This window comes from Exiguobacterium sp. KKBO11, from assembly GCF_001644945.1.
In the GTDB taxonomy this organism is placed as follows: domain Bacteria; phylum Bacillota; class Bacilli; order Exiguobacteriales; family Exiguobacteriaceae; genus Exiguobacterium_A; species Exiguobacterium_A abrahamii.
The window spans coordinates 50,509-72,213 of sequence record NZ_LUCU01000033.1 but is presented as its reverse complement, the minus strand read 5'-3'; the positions used below and the strand labels follow the sequence as shown (position 1 = coordinate 72,213).

At 46.4% G+C, this 21,705-nt stretch carries 21 protein-coding genes and 1 riboswitch; of the genes, 10 read left to right on the top strand and 11 right to left on the bottom strand.

Annotated features, from left to right (window positions below; all coding sequences use genetic code 11):
- Window positions 1-29: 29 nt before the first annotated feature.
- The 3 genes from AYO36_RS11420 to AYO36_RS11410 form a co-directional block, all read right to left on the bottom strand.
- Complete coding sequence (locus AYO36_RS11420; RefSeq protein WP_035399267.1) at window positions 30-212, bottom strand: hypothetical protein; 183 nt, start codon at window positions 210-212, stop codon at window positions 30-32.
- A gap of 60 nt (window positions 213-272) precedes the next feature.
- Window positions 273-2,033: a solute:sodium symporter family transporter gene (locus tag AYO36_RS11415; protein ID WP_064300482.1), complete on the bottom strand. Its 1,761-nt coding sequence runs from the start codon at window positions 2,031-2,033 to the stop codon at window positions 273-275.
- Between the two features lie 544 nt (window positions 2,034-2,577).
- Window positions 2,578-4,059: an amino acid permease gene (locus AYO36_RS11410; RefSeq protein ID WP_055969897.1), complete on the bottom strand. Its 1,482-nt coding sequence runs from the start codon at window positions 4,057-4,059 to the stop codon at window positions 2,578-2,580.
- Window positions 4,060-4,190: 131 nt separating this feature from the next.
- Window positions 4,191-4,379: riboswitch (Lysine riboswitch) on the bottom strand.
- 165 nt (window positions 4,380-4,544) lie between these two features.
- On the opposite strand from AYO36_RS11410, the gene AYO36_RS11405 reads away from it, so the two are divergent.
- Window positions 4,545-5,000, top strand: coding sequence for a MarR family winged helix-turn-helix transcriptional regulator (locus tag AYO36_RS11405; RefSeq protein ID WP_058265451.1), 456 nt, complete (start codon window positions 4,545-4,547; stop codon window positions 4,998-5,000).
- Window positions 5,001-5,138: 138 nt separating this feature from the next.
- On the top strand, window positions 5,139-6,230 hold the full coding sequence (locus AYO36_RS11400; RefSeq protein WP_231884709.1) for a diguanylate cyclase: 1,092 nt from the start codon (window positions 5,139-5,141) through the stop codon (window positions 6,228-6,230).
- Window positions 6,231-6,272: 42 nt separating this feature from the next.
- On the opposite strand, the gene AYO36_RS11395 is transcribed toward AYO36_RS11400, so the two are convergent.
- Entirely contained in the window at window positions 6,273-6,878 is a 606-nt protein-coding gene (locus AYO36_RS11395) for a TetR/AcrR family transcriptional regulator (protein WP_050677328.1), read from the bottom strand.
- A 192-nt stretch (window positions 6,879-7,070) separates the two neighbouring features.
- On the opposite strand from AYO36_RS11395, the gene AYO36_RS11390 reads away from it, so the two are divergent.
- The 4 genes from AYO36_RS11390 to AYO36_RS11375 all read left to right on the top strand — a co-directional run bounded on the left by AYO36_RS11390 (window position 7,071) and on the right by AYO36_RS11375 (window position 11,017).
- Complete coding sequence (locus AYO36_RS11390) at window positions 7,071-7,727, top strand: HlyD family secretion protein (protein ID WP_035399222.1); 657 nt, start codon at window positions 7,071-7,073, stop codon at window positions 7,725-7,727.
- Between the two features lie 12 nt (window positions 7,728-7,739).
- Window positions 7,740-9,431 carry a DHA2 family efflux MFS transporter permease subunit gene (locus AYO36_RS11385; protein WP_064300480.1) on the top strand — a complete coding sequence of 564 codons (1,692 nt, stop codon included), beginning with the start codon at window positions 7,740-7,742 and terminating at the stop codon, window positions 9,429-9,431.
- 345 nt (window positions 9,432-9,776) lie between these two features.
- Complete coding sequence (locus tag AYO36_RS11380) at window positions 9,777-10,334, top strand: hypothetical protein (RefSeq protein ID WP_023466728.1); 558 nt, start codon at window positions 9,777-9,779, stop codon at window positions 10,332-10,334.
- 125 nt (window positions 10,335-10,459) lie between these two features.
- Window positions 10,460-11,017 (top strand): nitroreductase family protein, encoded by a 558-nt coding sequence (locus tag AYO36_RS11375; RefSeq protein ID WP_023466727.1) that lies wholly within the window; start codon window positions 10,460-10,462, stop codon window positions 11,015-11,017.
- A gap of 120 nt (window positions 11,018-11,137) precedes the next feature.
- Here AYO36_RS11375 and AYO36_RS11370 read toward each other — a convergent pair whose 3' ends face one another.
- The 3 genes from AYO36_RS11370 to AYO36_RS11360 are packed head-to-tail and all read right to left on the bottom strand — an operon-like array spanning window position 11,138 to window position 14,107.
- On the bottom strand, window positions 11,138-12,340 hold the full coding sequence (locus AYO36_RS11370; RefSeq protein WP_082874235.1) for a CDP-glycerol glycerophosphotransferase family protein: 1,203 nt from the start codon (window positions 12,338-12,340) through the stop codon (window positions 11,138-11,140).
- A gap of 31 nt (window positions 12,341-12,371) precedes the next feature.
- The gene (locus AYO36_RS11365) at window positions 12,372-13,397 is read right to left on the bottom strand and encodes a ribitol-5-phosphate dehydrogenase (RefSeq protein WP_064300479.1); all 1,026 of its coding nucleotides are present in this window, start codon (window positions 13,395-13,397) and stop codon (window positions 12,372-12,374) included.
- Window positions 13,394-14,107: an IspD/TarI family cytidylyltransferase gene (locus AYO36_RS11360; RefSeq protein ID WP_056064491.1), complete on the bottom strand. Its 714-nt coding sequence runs from the start codon at window positions 14,105-14,107 to the stop codon at window positions 13,394-13,396. Before AYO36_RS11360 ends, AYO36_RS11365 begins: the two co-directional genes overlap by 4 nt.
- 298 nt (window positions 14,108-14,405) lie before the next feature.
- Between AYO36_RS11360 and AYO36_RS11355 the strand changes: the two genes are divergently transcribed.
- The 3 genes from AYO36_RS11355 to AYO36_RS11345 all read left to right on the top strand — a co-directional run bounded on the left by AYO36_RS11355 (window position 14,406) and on the right by AYO36_RS11345 (window position 18,576).
- Window positions 14,406-16,172, top strand: a complete 1,767-nt coding sequence (locus AYO36_RS11355) for a CDP-glycerol glycerophosphotransferase family protein (RefSeq protein ID WP_231884708.1) — start codon at window positions 14,406-14,408, stop codon at window positions 16,170-16,172.
- Entirely contained in the window at window positions 16,169-17,230 is a 1,062-nt protein-coding gene (locus tag AYO36_RS11350; protein WP_064300477.1) for an acyltransferase family protein, read from the top strand. The genes AYO36_RS11355 and AYO36_RS11350 overlap by 4 nt, the downstream gene beginning before the upstream one ends.
- A 149-nt stretch (window positions 17,231-17,379) precedes the next feature.
- Entirely contained in the window at window positions 17,380-18,576 is a 1,197-nt protein-coding gene (locus tag AYO36_RS11345; RefSeq protein ID WP_064300476.1) for an MFS transporter, read from the top strand.
- A 53-nt stretch (window positions 18,577-18,629) separates the two neighbouring features.
- Here AYO36_RS11345 and AYO36_RS17050 read toward each other — a convergent pair whose 3' ends face one another.
- Genes AYO36_RS17050 through AYO36_RS11330 form a run of 4 tightly spaced genes read right to left on the bottom strand, consistent with a single transcriptional unit; the run spans window position 18,630 to window position 20,317 of the window.
- Window positions 18,630-18,935 (bottom strand): DM13 domain-containing protein, encoded by a 306-nt coding sequence (locus AYO36_RS17050; RefSeq protein WP_231884707.1) that lies wholly within the window; start codon window positions 18,933-18,935, stop codon window positions 18,630-18,632.
- Window positions 18,925-19,125 (bottom strand): hypothetical protein, encoded by a 201-nt coding sequence (locus AYO36_RS17045; protein ID WP_231884706.1) that lies wholly within the window; start codon window positions 19,123-19,125, stop codon window positions 18,925-18,927. The genes AYO36_RS17050 and AYO36_RS17045 overlap by 11 nt, the downstream gene beginning before the upstream one ends.
- A gap of 60 nt (window positions 19,126-19,185) precedes the next feature.
- The gene (locus tag AYO36_RS11335) at window positions 19,186-19,638 is read right to left on the bottom strand and encodes a DUF4385 domain-containing protein (RefSeq protein ID WP_035399231.1); all 453 of its coding nucleotides are present in this window, start codon (window positions 19,636-19,638) and stop codon (window positions 19,186-19,188) included.
- A 49-nt stretch (window positions 19,639-19,687) separates the two neighbouring features.
- Complete coding sequence (locus tag AYO36_RS11330) at window positions 19,688-20,317, bottom strand: TetR/AcrR family transcriptional regulator (protein WP_064300475.1); 630 nt, start codon at window positions 20,315-20,317, stop codon at window positions 19,688-19,690.
- Between the two features lie 108 nt (window positions 20,318-20,425).
- Here AYO36_RS11330 and kynU point away from each other — a divergent pair, with 108 nt between their 5' ends.
- Window positions 20,426-21,703 (top strand): kynureninase, encoded by a 1,278-nt coding sequence (kynU, locus tag AYO36_RS11325; RefSeq protein WP_064300474.1) that lies wholly within the window; start codon window positions 20,426-20,428, stop codon window positions 21,701-21,703.
- Window positions 21,704-21,705 lie beyond the last annotated feature (2 nt).

Genomic DNA, 21,705 nt, shown 5'->3' with positions numbered 1-21,705 from the left:
CAGAGAATGGACTCAACTTTCCTGCTCATTCAATCCTCTGGATTCGCTTTTAGACGACGCATGACGAAGTAAATCGCCGCAAAGACAAGAAGAAGTCCTCCGAGCGAATACCAGATGTTATTCAAACGATAAATCATTTGGTACAAGGCAAGCGTCACAAGCAATAATGCGATCGGTAAGAAGGCACGCTTGAAGTGGTACCAGTAATTCACGAAGATCGCCTCCTGTTTTTCTTTCATCTTACCCGATATGTCATGTCTTCTGCGAGAGGATTATTCTGCTTGACGGTACTCTTCTTCGAGATAGGTCCGGTACTTCGCTTCCCAAGCGTTTAGCGACACACGCCATAATACGATCGTTGCCATGACAAGTCCTAACGTAACCGGCCAGAACCAAATCGATACGATGCCTGCTGTCGAAGCCAGTCCGATTTTTGAAAACAGAACGTACGCCCAAATGATGGATGTGCATAATAAGATTGAGACCGGAATCGCGAACTTCCATGGAGTGAGCTCGACAGACTGTCGTCGATTGACCTTTCTTGACTGGACGACCGGATAACGATATCCCATGAATACCATGAACAGCACTTCAATCACGAGTAGAATACCGTACCCATGAATATAGCTAATGCCATGATCCCAGCCGAGCAGTTGTTTGAAACCGAAGACGAATAAGTAATACGCGAACACGTGAAAGACGATGACGATTTTCGCCGCAATTGCCGGAATTCGTTTCATGAAAATCCCCATTAATACGATGACGAGAATCGGAATGTTGAAAAAACCTGTGAATTGCCGGATCAAACTCCATAAGCCGTCCGGCGCGTACATCAAGAATGGTGCGATGACGAAAGAGATTAAAGCAACGATCGTTCCGAACCATTTACTGACACGAATCAAATGTTCATCACTCGCCTCTTTCGCAAACACCGGCTGATAGATATCGAGGACGAAAAGTGTTGCAATACTGTTTAGCAACGAGTTAAACGAACTGAAGACGGCTCCGAGTAAGACAGCCAAGAAAAATCCCATCAGCGAGACCGGCAGTAACTCCGTAATGAGTCGAGGATATGATAAATCACCGCTTGTTAGTGTGTTCCCATACAAGTGATAGGCAATGATCCCAGGAATCAGCATGAAGATTGGAACTAATAACTTTAAGAATCCTGTCATGAGGACGCCCTTCTGTCCTTCCTTCAAATCTTTTGCCCCGAGCACACGTTGAATGACATATTGATTGAGTGACCAATAAAATAAGTTCGCAAATAGGATACCCGTGAAAATCGAGAAGAACGGAACGGCATCGGTTGAGCTTCCGATTGCGTTCAGCTTCTCCGGTTGCACAGTCGCAATCGTCTTCATCCCTTGAAGTAAATTCCCATCACCCAGTGTGATAAAGCCGAGTACCGGAACTAGGAATCCAACGAAGACGAGCCCGATCCCGTTCAAGGTATCCGAGACAGCCACCGCACGTAGTCCTCCAAAAATCGCATAAATTGCTCCGATGATCCCGACGACCCAGACGACTAACCAAAGGGATTGCGTATAACTAAGACCAAATAGTTCCGGAACATCGAATAGCTGCAAGACAGCAATCCCACCCGAATAAAGCATCGAAGGAATCGTGACGCACATATATCCGAGTAAAAAGAGTAAGACTGTCATCCGGCGAACCGTCTCATCATACCGGTGACTTAAGTATTCTGGTAACGTCGAGATACCAAGCCCGAGAAACTTCGGGAGTAGATAAATCGCCATGATGATGGCAGCAAATCCCGCCGTGACTTCCCACGCCATACTCGACATGTTTCCCATGAAGGATTGTCCATTTAGTCCAATCAACTGTTCTGCCGACAAATTCGTCAGCAGTAGCGATCCGGCAATGAAAACGCCACTTAGCCCTCGTCCCGCTAAGAAGTATTCATCGACGCCTTGTGTTTTCCCACGCGTCAATCGGTAGGATATGTAAGCAACGAGCAACATGAAAAACGCTGCAGAACCTAATGTGAAAAATAATTCAGATGTAGTCATGCGTCTCCCCCTATTCTTTATTCATATTTCTATTTTTGAATACTTATTCATTGATTCCTTTTTTATACTTTTTCAAAACTATATTTTAGAGAACGTTTTCATTTAAGGGAATAAAAAACCTCCTTCATTTATAGAAGGTGGTTCCGATTGCAGAAAATGGACTGACTCAAAAAAAGAATGACGCGTCTTTTCACGCCCTTTCCTCATACGAGACACAAGCCAGTTTTCCCGCTCCAGTCGAGCAGGAAAACGGGTCTTGTTTGTCTCTGAAAGCGCAAAATTGCGCTTTTTCCTGTAGGAGTGGCGTGTAACGTGTCATTCTTTTTTATACCGTCAGGAGAATCAGAGAAGCGTTTTGTTCACTCGAAATCGCTTCCTAGGGAATAACAAGCAAGAGCGACCCTGCAGCGAAGCGATGCTTGTCCCTGGAAAAACGATTCGAAACGAACAAAAAAGCGCAATCTTTCTCATCAGACTCATCAGAGAAAAATTGCACTTTGTCTTCAATCTCAATCACCTTCATTTATAGAAGGTGGTTCACACATTATGATTGACGTGGATGTTCCGGGAAGTCCATCTCGTCATAACGAACGATCGACGTTCGATTTTTGAATTTATGTCCTAACCAGAAGGCAAGGAATAATGGAATACCAACATACGTTGCGGCAATTCCGACCCAATCGATTTGATCCGCAAGGAATGCTGCGTAGTTTTGACCAACGATGACGAGGAAACAAAGACCGAATGCGAACAGCGGACCAAACGGGAACGCTGGTGCAACATATGGTAAGTCTTTCAACGAGTGACCTTGTGCAAGGAATCCTTTACGGAAACGATAGTGACTGATTGCAATCCCGAGCCATGCGATGAAGCCTGTCATCCCCGAAGCATTGAGTAACCACAAGTAGACTTGTCCACCAAACATCGACGTCAAGAAACAGAGTGCACCGATTGCTCCTGTTGCGAGCAAAGCGTTACGCGGTACACCGTTTTTCGATACTTTCGCGAACAACTTCGGTGCATCCCCTTGGCGAGCAAGCGTATAAAGCATCCGAGTCGAAGCATACATACCTGAGTTTCCGGCAGATAGAACAGACGTCAAGATGACGGCGTTCATGAGTGCTGCTGAGAAGGCAAGACCCGCTTTTTCAAAGACAAGCGTAAACGGACTAACCGCTACGTCCGTAATGTCATTGGAAACCAAGTTCGGACTCGTATACGGAATGAGCATTCCGATGACGAAAATCGCGAAGACGTAGAAAAGCAAGATGCGCCAGAAGACTTGTTTGACTGCTTTTGGAACATTCTTTTTCGGATCTTCCGACTCACCCGCGGCAATCCCGACCAGTTCTGTACCTTGAAAACTGAATCCGGCAACGAGAATGATACCGATGACGGCAGGAATCCCACCGACGAACGGTGCATCGCCAAGTGCAAAGTTTTTAAAGCCAACCGGTGGCTCTGATGTAAAGACACCAAAAATCATCGCAACACCGACGACTAAGAAGACGATGACGGTAACGACTTTAATCATCGCAAACCAATACTCCGCTTCCCCGAATCCCTTAACGGAGAAGTAGTTCAAGCCAATCATGAGTAAGAGGAACAAGGCACTGAAATAAAATCCAGGAACATCCGGGAACCAATATGTCATGACGATTTGTGCTGCGACGAGCTCGACTGCGATCGTGACTGCCCAGTTGTACCAGTAGTTCCAGCCGAGCGCAAAGCCGAATGATGGATCGACGAATTTCGTTCCATAGGTCGAGAAGGATCCAGCGACCGGCATATACGCTGCCATTTCACCAAGACTTGTCATGAGGAAGTAGACCATCAGACCAACGATTGCATACGATAGGAGCGCCCCACCTGGTCCTGCTGCTGCGACGGAAGCACCGGACGCAATGAAGAGTCCTGTTCCGATCGCTCCACCGATGGCGATCATTGACATATGACGGGCTTGTAATCCACGTTTTAATCCTTCTGCTGTCGAATCTGTTGTTTGTTTCACATCTAGATTGTTCATTTCGTTCGCTTCTCTCTTTAATAAATTTTTGAGAGGACACTTTTTGAATGAAAAAACAAAAAGCGCCCTCATCTTCCAGATGGAAGATGAGAACGCAACATAATAAAATGGATGCGCCTCATTCTACCGTCGTGAAAGATAGCTCTCCACAAGTAGGTGATACCCGACTTGTGACAGTATTAGACCTATTTGATCTAATCCCAATCGATCATCTTCAAAGCGATGATTGATTTCGGCAATTCTTCCTTTCAGGTCACCTCATCTGTCGCTTGACGACATCCGTAACCGTACTCTTAAGAACTGCAACCTCCATCCCACTGGTTGAGTGAGAACTGAATTAAGTTAGTTATTACTACGCCATATTACACAAAACGCCACAAAATTGTCAATTGCCTTTTTCGAATCTGGGGTAGTCGATGGTAAAAATCCGATATGTTTAGTACACTAAATGGTAGAAGTCCACTGAGAGAAAGGATGCTGCTTGCATGCCACAGGAACGTGATTTGCTAACTTATCGACTCGAGGAACAAATGCGTGTCATTCTTCGTACCCTGCGACGTGAACTTAACCGGCTATTTGAAGGAACGGCGACCCGGAGTGAGTTTTTCATCTTACGAAGCCTTTCAGAAAATGGTCCTCAGCGCCCGACGCTTCTTGCGGAACAATTTGAGCTCGCGACGAGTCAAGTCACTGCTTTGACGGATAAGCTGTATAAACAAGGATATGTCACACGGACACGTTCGACGGAAGATCGTCGTTCAATCGTACTCGCTTTGACGGAGGACGGGGAACGTGCATTTCGGGATCTCGAAATCGTCCGGAAAAACTATTTACAAGACCGCTTCGGTACATTGACGGAAGAAGAGCTCGAAACGATGGTTCATGTCTTTGATAAAATTTTACAGACGATGGATGAGGATACCCTTACTTCATCTTCTTAAAAACGGTAGATTTTCTACCGTTTTTTCTATTTTGGTCTAAAGATTTCCCTCTGTCTAACCGTTATCTACTTGAGTATACTGGAAGTATATATATGGAAATCTGTTAGCTGGGGGAGTTGGGAGGATTTGTTGTCCATCATGAATCAATTCATCATTAACTTTTGTCTACTGTTCACAACGATTACTCTCTTGTTCTTACCGTTTCGGAATCAACCGCGTATTTCATTGAACTCCAAATGGAGCATTCGACTTATACTCGGAGCAGTCTCTGGTCTGATTGCGGTCTTATTAATGTTCAATGGGATCCAAATCGATGTCGCCCGTGTTGATTTACGTATCGTTCCCGTCGCGATCGCCATGCTGTTCGGTGGTTTCCCAAGCGCCATCGTTGCAGGAGCAATGATCATCGGGACACGTTACTTTTTAACACCAGTTGATCAAATGGAAGGATTTTATTTATCTACGCTGATCATCGTCTTATTCATCACGACGATTGGGATCATTCGTCGATTCGTCCATGTCTCGATGCGTCATTTTCAACTTATGGTGTTGGTCGGTATTCTCTATTCGTTACCCGCCATCTACATCTTGACGCACAGCTGGTCGACATTCTTTAAAATCTCGATTGCGTACGTCTTCTTTAATTTATTAGCTGGCTTTGTTGCCTTTCGATTACTGACGGAATTACGCCGTCACTTCGAAAACATCCAGTATCAGCAGAAACTCGCCATGACGGATGCTTTGACAGGGCTCGCCAATCGCCGTCGTCTGGATGACTCGCTATCGCTTGTCGGTTCGACCGATCAAGGCTATTCACTTGTGCTCATCGATATCGATTTCTTTAAGCATGTCAATGATACATATGGTCATGATGCGGGCGATGATGTGTTACGCCAACTCGGCATGACTCTCGCTTCCTTGACGCGTCCAGACGACCTCGTCGGACGGTACGGTGGTGAAGAATTTTTAATCATCTTACCAAGTACTTCGGCGAAAGAAGCGCAAAAAATAGCAGAACTAGCTCGGCTGACGGTCGCACGTAACCTGTTCCCGACAGCAGATGTACCTGATCTACAAATTACGATCTCACTTGGGATTTCACATTCCAGTGGTTCGCATACGTCACTTGAAGCATTACAACAGGCAGATAAAGCGTTGTATTATTCAAAAGAAAGTGGACGGAATCGGAGTACGATCTATACGAAAGAACTCGCATTCCGACAGGCTTAAACTGATTGGACACTTCCGCAGGGAAGTGTCTTTTTTACGTCCTCATTCCGTCTCTTTAGGAAAACCGATACTCTCAACCGTTCCAAAGACGATCATCCGACTTAATTGTTCTGCCATATACTCTGATGAATACGGTCGACCGTTTCGTAACCAAGAAATCAACAATCCCAACTGTCCACCAATGACATAGTTCAATAATAAGTCCCGATCGACGAACGTAGCTTCTTCTGTGATTTGCGGTCGAAACACAAGACGATAGTTATCTTTCAATGTATCGAGAAAACGGGAGATGAACGTTTTGATCGGTCCTTGAACGAGCATCGTTTGATAGAATAATTCATTTTCTTCGATATGAATGAACAAACGAGCAAAATAGCGACTCACCTGCTCGACTGTCGGAAAGACAGTTCCTGTACCCGTGATCCGAATTGCTTGTTCAAGTGCCTTCATTTGCTCCTCAACGATTTGGTCGAGCAAATCATACTTATCCGTATAGTGTGCGTAGAAGGTCGAACGGTTCACACCGGCTCCATCCGTCAGCATTTTGACAGTAATACTCGAGAAGCTGTGCGTCTTCAATAAACGAAATAATTCCATTGTAATACGGTCACGTGACCGTTTTGGTCGGGGATCACGGCTCTCATTCATCCATATTTCACTCCTTTTCCATCCTCTTTTCATTAATGAATCCGTTATCATCTATTTTTCCAACATTTTGTCGGAAATTGTCGGTTGTTTGTTAGCTAATGATCCATATAATTAACTATATTAATTACTCCTCCCCCCAGAGGAGTACTTTTTTTGAATCGATTGTACACAAGAAAGGATGCTAACACACCCATGAGTATGAAAAAATTATTGATCATCAATATCGTGACACTCATCGTTTTAATCGGTGGTGGTGTTGTCGGATACTACTATTACGATCAAGCAACGAGCTATGTCAAAACAGACAATGCGAAAATCGACGGTAAGATGATAACGGTTGCGAGCCCAAGCGCTGGTAAATTAACAGACTGGTCTGCGAAAACAGGCGAATCACTCGCCAGTGGAGCAACAGTCGGACACGTCATGACGGCACAAGCCGGACAAAAACCGACGGACCTCTCGGTTTCAATGCCCTCAAAAGCAACGATCGTTCAGTCGATGGCGACAAAGAACGGCTTCGTCGCAGCAGGTACACCTCTCGCCTATGGTTTTGACTTAAACGACCTTTGGGTCACAGCGAACATCGAAGAAACAGAAATCGATGAAATCAAAGTCGGACAAACAGTGGATGTCTATGTCGACAGCTATCCGGACACGACACTTTCTGGTGAAGTCGAGCAAATCGGTATGACGACGGCTTCCACGTTCTCAATGATGCCTTCTTCAAACGGAAACGCGAACTACACGAAAGTCGCACAAGTCATTCCAGTTAAAGTATCACTCTCGCAAGAAAAATCACTCGACATTCGACCTGGTATGAATGTGACCGTCCGCATTCATAAGGATTAAGGAGGGACGTTCATGTCTACTACCTTCTTGTTCGGATACAGTGCGTTCACGATTCTGATCATCATCGGCGTAAACTGGATTGCCCGTCGAAGTCGCTCATCCGACACGGCACTGGCGACGGACGGACCGACACTTGAGGAATCCCTCGAGACGGAACCGACGATGACCGTGACACCACCAGTCGCAGCACCTTCTAAACAGGTATCGACTGAAAACGTCAGTATTCCGAAAGTACTGACGGTCTTACTCATCGGTATGTTCATTGCTATTTTGAACCAAACGTTGATTAATGTCGCGTTACCAGTTCTGATCAATGACTTCAACGTGTCGACGTCCACTGCCCAGTGGTTGACGACGGGCTTCATGCTCGTTAACGGGATTTTGATTCCGATCAGTGCCTTTTTGATGCGAAGCTATACGTTCCGCCAGCTGTTCCTCGCTTCGATGACACTGTTTTTCTTCGGATCGGTCATCTGTTCGATGGCAATGAACTTCCCGGTCATGATGATCGGTCGTGTCGTTCAGGCAGCGGGGGCTGGTATCTTGATGCCACTCGGATCAAACGTCTTCATGACATTGTTCCCACCGCATAAGCGCGGTGCTGCCATGGGAATGCTCGGAATCGCGATGATTCTGGCTCCTGCTGTCGGACCTACGATCACGGGATATGTCATCCAAAACTATGACTGGCACGTCATGTTTTATGCGATGTCCTTCTTTGGATTAGTGACGTTGTTACTCGGTACGGCTTGGTTCCGCCTGACGCAGCCACTCTCGAAACCTTCTTTTGACGCACTGGGCGTCTTATTCAGTACGATCGGATTCGGGAGTCTCCTTTACGGATTCAGTGAAGCCGGGAATGACGGCTGGGATAGCCCGATCGTCATCAGCACGATCGTCATCGGCTTAATCGGAATTGCTGCTTTTGCGATGCGTGAGCTGTCGATGGAAGATCCGATGTTGAATATTCGTGTGTTGAAAGTACCGGAATTTTCGTTCACCCTCTTCATCAACGTCATCGTCACGATGGCGTTGTTCGGTGGGATGTTACTTTTACCGATTTACCTTCAAAGCATTCGCGGTTTTTCACCGGTCGATTCAGGTCTTCTCCTTTTACCCGGATCACTGATCATGGGTATCACCGGACCGATTGCCGGTCGTTTATTTGACCGCTTCGGTATTCGTCCGCTCGCTATCTTCGGTTTGACGTTGATGACGTACGGGACATGGGAATTGACGCAATTGAACATGGATACGTCGTATTATTCCATCATGGGCATCTACATGCTTCGGTCATTCGGTATGGCATTCATCATGATGCCGATCATGACTGCCGGTATGAACGCTTTACCGATGAAGATGATCCCGCATGGAAACGCGACCCAAAACACACTTCGTCAAGTCGCCGGCTCCATCGGAACGGCAATTCTCGTCACCGTCATGACCCGTCAAACGACGGCTCACTTGGCAGACGACGCGAATCAGTTTACGACGCTCGACCCGACGCTTTCACAACATTTAAACGATCTTGGACAACAGCTGGGTAGCTCACAAGCCGCTTCAACGAGTTGGTTTACGATGTTGACGAAACAAGCGACGATCCAAGGGATCACCGATGCGTTCTGGATTGCGACCGTCTTATCTGCGCTTGCACTGATTCTGTCCTTCTTCTTGCACGGAAAAAAAGAACCGAATCTGGATTGATTGACGAAAGGGACTGACTCAAAAGTCAGTTTCCACAAAGGTAAGGGTGGCAGAATGATGATCTGCCACCCTTATCTCATAACAAAAAGAATGACGCGTTTCACGCAACTCCTACAGGAAAAAGCGCATCTTTGCGCTGTCAGAGACAAACAAGACCCGCTTTCCTGCTTGAATGAAGCAGGAAAACTGGCTTGTGTCTCGCCTGAGGAAAGGGCGTGAAAAGACGCGTCATTCTTTTTTGAGTCAGCCTCTTTTCTTATACTTTACGAAAAGTTCTTCTTTGCACTTCAGCCTTAAAATCGATACACTAGGAACAATGAGTTTCATATCTAAAGGAGATGCTTTATGGTTGCCTTTCTGCAATTTTATGCGTTCATCTTTGCTTGTTGTTTTGCTTGGCAAGTTGGTCGACCATCCCCTTGGTCACAAAAGATCGTTCGTGCCTTTTTAACAAGTGTCAACGGGCTCTTCGTATTCGCACGTGCCTCGATTTCAATTTTTTTATTGGTTGGACCACTATTACTCGTCACCTATCTTGTCTTCCCACGGTTAATCGCTTTTGAAAATGGTTTAGCGATGGTGATCAGCGTGCTCGTCATCGGACTGGTTGATCGTCTCGTCAGTCTCGTCGTCCTGCCACTCATGCGTTCCTTTTTCTTAAAACGTCAACGCGTCATGCCACAATCGGTGGAAATGGTGCTTTATACGATGGCAATGGCTGTCTTGCTCTTCATTCAGCTTCATGCTGTTCCTGGCGTTCAAATTCATGTAGCATTAACGATTTTCCTTGGTTTTACGATCTACTTCGCCCATTATCTATTTGCCCTATACCGGATTCGTCTTATGAAAAAAAAGCTAACGACTGTTGCTCAAGATCAAGACGAGGAACGAAAAGCCTCTTAATCCGAATGCAACGAAAGATGATTTCCTCACGGGAATCGTCTTTTTTTGTTTTCTGACAAATAACGTTGACAATGATAATCGTTATCATTTATAGTGAAAAAGTACTCAGTGAGGAGATGAAACGGATGCATGCCCAACAAGTGATTGAAACACGCCGGTCGATCCGGTCTTATACGGAACAACCCGTTCCGGTCGAATTGGTAGAAGCATTACTCGACACGGCGATTTATGCCCCGAATCATAAATTACGAGAGCCTTGGCGCTTTGTTCTCGCAATCGAAGACGGACAAACACGGTATGTCGATGCCTTGATGGAATTGCTGACAGCGCGTGGTCAATTCGAGACGAAAACGTCTGAACAACGTCAACAGGCTGAACAAAAATTACGGGAAGTCCCGGTTTATTTAACGGTACTTTGTCAGGTACAAGGGACGCCGGATCAACAGCTAGAGGATACACTTGCAACAGCTGCGATGATTCAAAATCTGCAGTTGGTAGCAACAGAACGAGGTCTTGGATGTTGCTGGAAGAGCGGAAAACACTGGTTCACACCAGAGTATGCCTCACTCGTTGACGCTTCTGAAAACGAACGCGTTCTCGGCGTCATTCAAATCGGCTGGCCTGCCATCGTTCCACCTGTCAAACCTAGAACGTCCGCAAAGGACAAGTTGACGCACTTTTAAGAGGTGCGCATTCTGCGAGCTACCCCTGCTCGCGCCAATCAAGCCCCAATTCAAAAATAAAAACGTTCCGATGACGTCTCTCTCCCCAAACGGAGACGCAATCGGAACGTTTTTCTGTATTCACACTGGTGTTTTCGTATAGACAGGCGCCTCTGGAATCGTGTCATATAACATATGGTCGACGATTCGTTTGGTCGCTTCTCCGTCCTGATACGTAAAGAACTGATTCGCAAATGTCTCGATTTTCTGTGTATCGAATTGCCCACGTTTAATCCAAGCAATGACGTCTTCGAACGTCGACACGATTGGTCCCGGTACGAACGTTTCATATGGGAAGTAGAAATCGCGTTCTGCTTTATACGACTGAAGATCGTTAACGAGAAAAATCATCGGCTTCTGCAACAAGGCAAACTCGAAGATGACAGACGAATAATCCGTAATCAGAATATCCGCAATCTGCATCAGATCATTGATGTCCGGGTAGTCTGTCATGTTAATGATTTGATCCGCATACGCGTCCGGTACGACTGGTGGATTGAGAACGAACGGGTGCATGCGAAGCAAGAGGACTGTATCCGGTCCAAGCTCACGACGGAACTTCTCAAAATCGAGCTCTTGATCGTAATGTGCCGTTGTTTGTCCATTTCCTCGGAACGTCGGCGCGAGTAAGATGATTCGTTTCTTGCGCCATTCTGGATATCGGTCATAGAGCTTTTCTCGAACACGGGCTTGGCGTGCTGTGTTCAGTAGCTGATCCGTCCGTGGAACCCCTAAGGGATAGATCCGTTTCTGCTCCATTCCGAAAGCATCCGCATATGGTGCGATACATGCTTCACCGGAAACATAGACCTTGCTATAGTTCCGGTGAATCTGGACCATCTTCAAATAATCATCATCCGGCGAATAGGATTTATCAAGCACACTATAGCCGAACTTTTTAAAGGCTCCACAGGCATGCCATAGCTGAATGACTTCTGTCCCTTCCCGTAAGGACGACACATAGACAGGGTAATAATAATCATCGATGATGAAGTAACGAGCAGTCGCTAATTCGTACGTCGCTCGCATCATATGAAAGACATATTGAATTTGCCCCGCCAACGATTGAGGGAATCGCTTTAACAAAAAAACGTATTCATACCCTAAGTCGCGACGTTCGAGTTCATCGTAGACGGCACGAAAGTTATCGACAAGACGATCGGAACGATACGTCGCAAAGACGACTTTTTTCGGTTGAATTGGTAACCGTTTCGTCAACCAGTACGTCATAGCAAGCAGATAGTGGACCGTCCGTCGTTGCAATAACCGAATTTTTTGTTTCATAGACGATTCTCCTCTTTTTCAGCGCACATCGTTACATGCACCATTCCATGACCGTCTTTCCGAACCGGTTCGTCAAATCGTTTTCAAACGCTTTATGAATGTCTTCGATTTGTCGGATTTGGAATACGCCTGAAACCAGGTTCGATAAATAAGCTGGAATATCAGGATGTGCTTGATACAATTCCATCGTCCGTGCGAAATCAGCCGGTGTACTCCGACTTGAACCGTAGACACGAAGTCCTTTTTCAAGAATCATCCGCGTGTTGATCGCGACGGCATCTTCTGATACGCCAAGTAACGCCATCGTGCCTTCCGGAATAATATAGTCGATCATCTGATTGATCGCATATTGGCTGCCAATTCCCCCAACACATTCGAAACCGTGGTTGAAGGAGACATCGGCTGGAATCTGATCGATGTGGTACGTCTCGTCTGCAAACGAGAAATAGTCAAGCTTCGACTGCGTTTTGCCAAAGACGAGTAATTTCGCTTCCGGATACAACTTACGTAGCAAGAGTGCTGTGATGAAGCCAAGATTCCCGTCACCCCACACTCCGAACGTCTCGCGACGAGGATGGGCAATCTTTTCGAAACGAGTCAAGGCATGGACCGATACACTGACGAGTTCAGTGAATGCCGCGACTTCAGGGTCAAGATCAGCCGGTACTTCGACAAGGCGGTCTGCTTTTAAGAACACATAGTCTTGCATATAGCCATCGTATCCACTCGAACGGAAACGACTCGTTCGCAAATAGTTTTCACCGATGATGTCATCTTCTTCCGTCGGTGTATTCGGAACCATCGCGACGAGTGTTCCCTTCTTGAATGTTCCACTCGGATCATGTACGACTTTTCCTATGCCTTCATGAATCATGGCCATCGGTAATTTTTTCGCCAATACTTCCGCACTACGGCTACCCGTGAAGTAGCGTTGATCCGCGTGACAAATCGATAAATACGTTGGACGCACGACAACACGATCGGTATTCAATGACCGTTCATCATACGTCACTTCGATTTGACGCGGGGCGACGAGTTGATAGACTTGGTTAATCATTGATGAATCCGCTCCTTCAAGATAGCATTCGCAATCCGTAGGTCGTATGGTGTCGTCACTTTAATATTGAACAGTTCACCCGTGACGAGCGCCACATCTTCTCCTTTAAGTAAAAGAATCTTACAAGCATCCGTTAAAATCGCTCGTTCTTCCGTCGAAAGCGACTCATAATGCGATTTCAACTTCGTGATCTGGAAACTTTGTGGTGTCTGTCCTTGATACATTTGATCACGAACCGGAATATCCGTGATCGTTTTACCGTTCGTTGAAGCGACGATCGTATCGATTGCTGAAATGACCGTATCGCATGAGCCGAATTCTTGTGCTGCTTCAATGTTTTCTTTAATAATGCGGTGCGTCAAGAACGGACGGACGGCGTCGTGTGTGACGATGATATCTTCCTCAGACAGACCGTTTTTCTCTTCGATCCAGTTCACCGCTGCCATGATCGATTCATTTCGATCCTGTCCACCCGGTGTAATTACGAGGCGTTCATCTTTTCCGATGTATTTCTCCAAAATATCGCGCGTATAGTTAATCCAAGCAGTCGGTGTGACGATGATGATGCGGTCAAAATCCTCATGTAATAGGAATTTCTCTACTGTATGGACGATGATTGGACGTTCTCCGATCGATAAGAATTGTTTCGGTCGATCGACATTCCCCATCCGTGTTCCTTTTCCTCCAGCTAAAATGGCTGCATAAATCATCTTCTGACGCAGTGTCTCGTTGGCTCTTTCAAACGAGACGACCTGCTTCCCTCCCTTATGAAATAATCGAATTTCGGTTTTCTTTCCCTAACGTTCAGGGTATGTGTAATGATGCAGTCTGTGTTGAAGTGTTATTTTACAAAAACACAAAAAAATAAAGAAATCCCTATTAATTTTAATGTCTCACGATATAATGAGTGGTGATTTCTAGTTTCACTATACTATGTTCACGTAAAATTTAAAAATCTATCATGATTGTGTAAATGCATTGTAATTATTCAAGCGAGGAGAGATGGTTTTGATAGAAGAGACACTGACCCCTACCTTACATGCTGAGGTCACCTACTTGGAATTAGCTGGAACGACGTTTCGTTTCGAAGCACGTTTAAGTGGATTGGCTGATTTTTTGCGTGCCGAACAAACGTTATTTGAAAATCCTACATCGCAACAGCAACCTGAACTTGAGGAACATGACGATGAGTATATTCAGTCTGAACCTACTGAAGCATTGGTACCGCTTGAACGTGCCATCGTCTTTCGTAATAAACGAAACAAACGGACGTTCATTTGCCGCTTTCCGTTCGAAGGTGACTGGACGGAAGAGTCCTTTACAGGCGAATTGAATCTGAATCATATCACGCCGACCGGTCGTCCATTGCCGATGGGCTATTTTGATGCGTTCTTCGCCATCGTCCAAGGAAAGACGATCTTACATGAAGCGCCTTTTGGTGATACGCGTTCGTTAATCCCAGTCGCTTACCGCGTCGATACAAAACATAGTAACGCCTTGATCTTACTCGAATATGAACTTGTCGTGCAGTATTCGGAATACAGCAACTCTTTAGGTTTCCATTCCCTGAAGAAAGGCGAATCGAAACGTCTAATCCAAGTCATCGATCGCTATAAGAAGTGGAAGAAGAACATGAAGAAGCGCGCGTTCAAGTTCCGTCGTTTTACATTTAAGGCGATCTATAACGTTACGAAATGGACGCAACCAATTCAAGAGAACAAAGTCATCCTCGCTTCGGATTCGCGGAGTGATATCAGTGGGAACTTTGCTTATATCTTGGATGAAGTCAAACGCCGCGATTTAGATCTTGATGTGAAAACCTTCTTCAAACCGAATCTTCAGTCTCGTCGTGATTGGCGTGACAAATTTGCCTTGCCATACCACTTAGCGACAGCAAAGACGATTCTTGTCGATGACTTCTATCCGATGATCTACCCGTTGAACATTCGTAAAGGCAGTGATTTGGTTCAAGTCTGGCATGCCGTTGGCGCCTTCAAGACATTCGGGTATAGCCGTCTCGGAAAACCAGGTGGTCCAAGCGCGAACTCGCTCAGCCATCGAAATTATACGAAAGCGATCGTCAGCTCGCATAATGTCGCCCGTCATTATGCTGAAGGCTTCGGGTTACGGGAAGATCAAGTCATCGCGACCGGTATTCCACGGACGGATATGTTCTTTGATCAACCGTTCATCGAGGAAGCGAAAGCACGTATCTATGAGGAATATCCCATCTTCAAACAAAAGAAAGTCATCATGTTCGCGCCGACGTTCCGAGGAAATGGTGCGAAGAGTGCCTATTATGATTTTGATCAACTCGATCTCGATGCGCTGTACGAAGCACTTCATGAGGAGTACGTCTTCGTCCTTAAACTGCATCCATTCATTCGCCGCCGAATGGAGATTCCAGAAGTCTACGCTGACTTCTTCCTCGATTTAACGGATCATCGTGAAATCAATGAGTTGCTGTTCGTCTCAGACATCTTGATTACGGATTACTCATCGACGTGTTTCGAGTTCTCCCTATTGAATCGACCGATGTTGTTCTTCGCGTATGACCTTGAGGACTATATCTCAAAACGTGATTTCTATTACGACTTCGAGGAATTCGTTCCGGGTCCAATCGTCAAGACATCAGAAGAGTTGATTGAACGGATTAAAAACAAAGACTTCGAAATGCATAATGTCAAAGCATTCGCAGAATATTTCTTTGAACATCAAGACGGAAAATCGAGTGCCCGGTTTGTTGATCAAATCCTGCTGGGTGAGAAAAAATGAATCGCCCCATCAAACCAGTGACCACGCCAACGTACGATCATTGGCTTGGGAACTATAAGGTCTTACTCATCTTCATGGTCGTCTTTGGTCATTTGATCGAGACGTTTCGAGATTTACCGGGAAACGATAGTGTGAGGATGGCGTATAACGTCATTTACTTGTTGCACATGCCTGCCTTCATCTTCATGAGCGGCTATTTTTTCAAACAAGTTCGACCTCAACGCATCCTCGCATTCGTTGCCCTGTATTTCATCTGGCAATCGATTCACGAAATCTATTTGTCCTACACGCAGGATGATTCCTTACATGAGATGCTCGATGGGTTACTCCATCCGCTCGTTCCGAATTGGACGCTTTGGTATCTGCTCGGGATCATCATTTGGCAAACCGTCACCCCGGCATTCCAGGTGATGCGTTTCCCGCTGATCGTCAGTGTCTTATTTGCTTTGTTGATCAATGCCAATCCAGACTCGATCACGAACTTCCTGTCGTTACAAAAAGTCGTCAGTTTTTATCCGTTCTTTTTGATGGGTTACCTCGTCAAAGAGCGTGGTTGGTTAACTGACGCTGGCTGGCGAAAGCAGATGACAGCACCGATCGGTCGACTGACCGGACTAATCGTCTCGCTCTTGATTGCCGTCTTCATGATTCTCTGGACAAAAAATGGATTTGATACGGTCTGGCTCTTCTACCGCGACACCTACGGGGAATTTGAAGTCTCGCTTCTAAAGGGAGCAGCGATTCAATTGTTCCTCTATGCCGTCAGTACGATCATGATCTTCTCGGTCTTGTTGCTCGTGCCGCACCGGTCATTCGGAGATCGATTCGACCAGATCGGCATACAGACGCTTGCGATCTACTTGATTCACTCGTTCATCGTCCGTTTGTTCCGTGATTCGGTTCCACCAGCCATTACGGAGTCGCCACTGTTACTAATCGGACTGTCCTTCTTGCTCGCTACCGGATTCGTCTGGTTGCTGTCGAGTCGACCCGTCGTGACGATCTTCCGACCGTTGCTATCACCGAACATCAAATGGTTATTAAAAAAAGAACAATAAGTCTGAACTGACTTCATCCTTCTCAAAGGATGGAGTCTTTTTTGAATCCTCGACTCGTCTACATTGACAGGTCCTTTAGCTTGAATCTAAGATAATGAAGGTGAAACAAATAACCGCTTACAGAAAGCGGGTCGAAAGAAGGGGTCCCCTTGCACGCGGATCAACGAAAAAAATTAACGGTCCTCATGATCAATATGTTTATTGCGATCGGGAGCTTCGGGATCATCATTCCGATTCTACCCGCTTACTTAGCTTCGATTGGACAAGGTGGGACGGCGGCTGGATTAATGATCGCCATCTTTGCAGGAGCACAACTCGTCATGTCACCGATTGCCGGAAAATGGGCGGACCAATACGGTCGTCGCAAGATGATCATCTATGGATTGATCGGCTTGACGCTCTCGATGTTTGTCTTCTACTTCTCCAATTCCGTCACGGTCCTCTACATCTCGCGCGCAATCGGCGGTGCCGGTGCTGCACTTCTGATTCCAGCGATTTTTGCTTACGTCGCGGACATCACGACGATGGATCAACGCGCAAAAGGAAACAGTTACGTCTCAGCTGCGATGTCACTCGGAATCGTCATCGGTCCTGGAATTGGTGGATTCCTTGCCGAATACGATTTAAAATTGCCACTACTTGTCTCAGCGATCGTCTCAGGTCTTGCCGTCTTATTCAGCGTCCTGTTACTTCAAGAAAGCGAAAAACACGATGCGACAGCGATGGCACCAGACGAAGGTTCAATGCTCAAGAAACTGGGGACATCATTTAAAAAACCGTACTTCGTACCGCTCGTCATTACACTCGTCATGAGCTTCGGTCTCATGGCATACGAATCAGTACTTGGTCTATTCGTCGATGACCAATTCGGTGCTTCACCGAAAGACATCGCGATCATGGTGACGTCGACCGGGATCATCAGTGTCATCGCTCAAATCTTCATCGTCGATAAGCTGTCACGTAGTCTCGGAGAAGGAAAGGTCTTGAACCTATTCCTGTTCATCGCAGCGCTCGGCTTCCTATTGTCATTATTGACATCAAGTTACGGTGGATTCTTTGCGATCACTCTCGTCATCTTCCTTGCGACATCAATTTTACGTCCCGTCTTGAATACGATGATTTCAAAACTCGCTGGTAATGAGCAAGGCTTTGCTATGGGGATGAACAACGCCTACATGAGCATCGGGAACGTGCTCGGACCGACGCTTGCAGGTGTCCTATATGACGTCAATATTCTCTATCCGTTCGCACTCGGTCTGATTTTCCTCGTCGTGACGTTCATCGGATCGTTCATCTGGCAGAAACGTCAATCGCGTTTAATTAAAAAAGTCGAACAAACTTCTTAAAGTCAAAAAAGCAATGCGTTCCCGATTTTTTATTTCGGAAGCGCATTGCTTTTTCATTCATTCATTGCTTTTAAATCACCTGTTCCAAAGTCAGCATCAAAGGCACGACACCAAATGACGACACGGCTATGTTTTGTCAAATCGACGTCTTTTGGAATCATATAGTTCTGATTTCCTTGATTCCCTTTTAAGGCACCGAGACGAATTCCATCTGCTGTATCTTCACCGGGTTCGACCAAATACACAAACAGATCCGGACCGTTCGTCGTTTGAAAATCTTCAAAACGTAGGTACAATGCACCGTCTACAGTTAGCGTCTTGATGTTCCCTGATGTTTTGTAATTTTTTTCACCGTCCATGAATTGGGCCTGATAATTCAGCTTCCGTTTCTTCAGGAGAAGGTTGTGACGTTTCGGGGGTGTTTTCCTCCTCTTTTTGTTCCACTATCGAAGAACCTGGTGGCAGTCCTTCATCGACTGATTCATTCAAAAAAAGAGGTGATGCGAGCCACCAAACTAAAGCCAGTACGAAAACAATGACGATTCCCACGATGACTTTTGATCCTGTTCGCACTACTTCCACTCCATTCCTCTATTAGAGAATCGCAATTTAACCATATTGTTTTTGATGTTCCCGTTTTAACGCCAAGTACTCTTCATCCGCCCGAATCAAATCCCATTTTTCTTGGAAGATGGCCGCAGATTTTGCTTTTTCTTCGTCGATCTCGCGCGTGTGCAATTCTTTGGTCTCTTTATCTTTATATTTACGCCCACCCTTATAGTTCGCGTAACGTCGTGCGCGCGTATGTCCCATCTGAATGAACTTCCGCGCCATATCCATGCCGACGAAGTCTCCGTCTTCTTTATAAGCTAAATACATCTCATAAATTTTCTCAGACGATTCCTTTGCGATGTCCGGCGTCTTAAAACGCCAATGCGGCAAAATCTCACTTTTATAAGGTTCGACGAGTAAGACCCCTTGCTCCCCACGTCCAACCCGGTACTTTTCCGGCTCCTTACGAAAATCCGTCGTCTTGAAATCGAGATCGTAATCAAACGCCATCCCGGTCACGCTCCCTTCTACTTCGAAACGTTCCCTTCCCGTCCGTTCATCAATCCTCGATCCGGTAGAGTCCTTGCGTATAAATCGTCGCTAAGACGTGCGCAATCTCTTCGATCGTCGCTGTCGCCTCTTCACGGACGACTTCGAATAAATACATCTCATTCGCAAAGAACCAACCACGGGCGACGAGTTTCGAGTCGACATCCTGCCGCGCAAGTCCTGTCTCCTGCGCATACTGGATATCCTGACTGATCCGATCAATAAAGCGTTCCCGAATCGCTTTCCATTTTGCACGGACGATGTAAGACACGCCGATTGCTTGCTCGACAATCCGTAGTATCGCTCGTTCTTCTTCCGCGAGACGTAAGAAATCCGTCGCTTGCGTCACGATGCGTTCCTTTGCCTCTAGCGGCGTCGTCGGTTCGAATGTTCGTTCCGCGATCGCGTGGAAGCGGCTCATGACATCTTCCATCAGGACGACGAGCAGCTCATCTTTTCCTTCAAAATGGACATAAGCCGTTCCGTAGCCGACGCCCGCTTGTTTAATTACTTGTGAAATCGTTGCCGTTTGAAACCCTTGTTCTAAGAAGACGTCACGTGCCGCACTCAACAGTTTCTCGCGTGTCCGCACCGTGCGCAGATGACGTTTATCGATTTTTTCTGGTTGAGAAGATGACATATCCTTCACTCCTTTTGTTTTCTCTATTCGATAATATTGACACAATGTCAATTTGTTTGCTACGCTTTTGTCAAAATTGATTGAGCATTCATTTGAGGAGGATGACGTATGACACTGCAAGCAAAACGGACCGATGCTGTTGCTCGGGATGAGCAAGATGCACTCGCTGCCTATCGTGATGAGTTTTATCTGCAACCGGGTAGTATCTATATGGACGGAAACTCGCTCGGCTTATTGTCGAAGCGTGCCGAGAAGACGTTGCTCGAGTCGCTATCAGACTGGAAAGAACTCGGAATCGATGGCTGGATGAAAGGACGTCATCCTTGGTTTGAATTATCGGAACGTCTCGCTGCTCTCAACGCTCCGCTCGTCGGCGCACAAGCTGAAGAAGTCATGGTCACTGGTTCGACGACCGTCAATCTCCATCAACTCGTCGCGACATTCTTCCAACCAACAGAAGGACGAGATAAGATTTTAGCGGATGCGCTGACGTTCCCGTCGGATATCTATGCCCTCCAAAGCCAACTTCGCTTACGTGGTCTGGATCCGGAGACACATCTCATCCAAGTACCGAGTCGGGACGGTCGCTTTTTAGAAGAAGACGATATCATCGCCGCGATGACGGATGATATCGCGTTAATCGTCTTGCCGGCGGTACTTTACCGAAGTGGACAAATTCTCGATATGGAGCGTTTGACGAAGGCGGCACACGACCGTGGCATCCTGATTGGCTTTGATGGTTGTCATTCCGTCGGAGCCGTTCCCCACGCATTCCATGACTGGGGCGTCGACTTTGCCTACTGGTGTAATTACAAACACTTGAACGGTGGTCCTGGAACGGTTGGTGGATTATTCGTCCACGAACGTCATTTCGGAACGTTGCCTGGTCTGACGGGCTGGTTCGGTTCGCGGAAGGATAAGCAGTTCGATATGGATCATACGATGACACCGGCGGCGCATGCCGGTGCCTTCCAGATCGGGACACCACACGTCTTAAGTCTCGCTCCACAAATCGGTGCGTTAGAGATGTTTGACGAAGTCGGTATCGAAGCCGTTCGGACAAAATCACTCGCGCTGACGCAGTACATGATGGAACTCGTCAAGCAGGAACTCACACCGTACGGTTTCGTCATCGGAAATCCGATTGACGATAAACGCCGCGGAGCGCATCTCAGCCTCGAGCACCCGGAAGCAGCACGGATCTGTAAAGCACTCAAGGAAAATCGGATTATCCCCGATTTCCGGGCACCAAACATCGTCCGTCTAGCACCCGTCGCGCTCTACAATACGTTTACCGATGTCTATGACGTCGTCGCGACACTCAAACGAATCATGGAAGATAAAGAATACGAACGTTTCGCGAATGAACGCGAAGTCGTTGCTTAAGG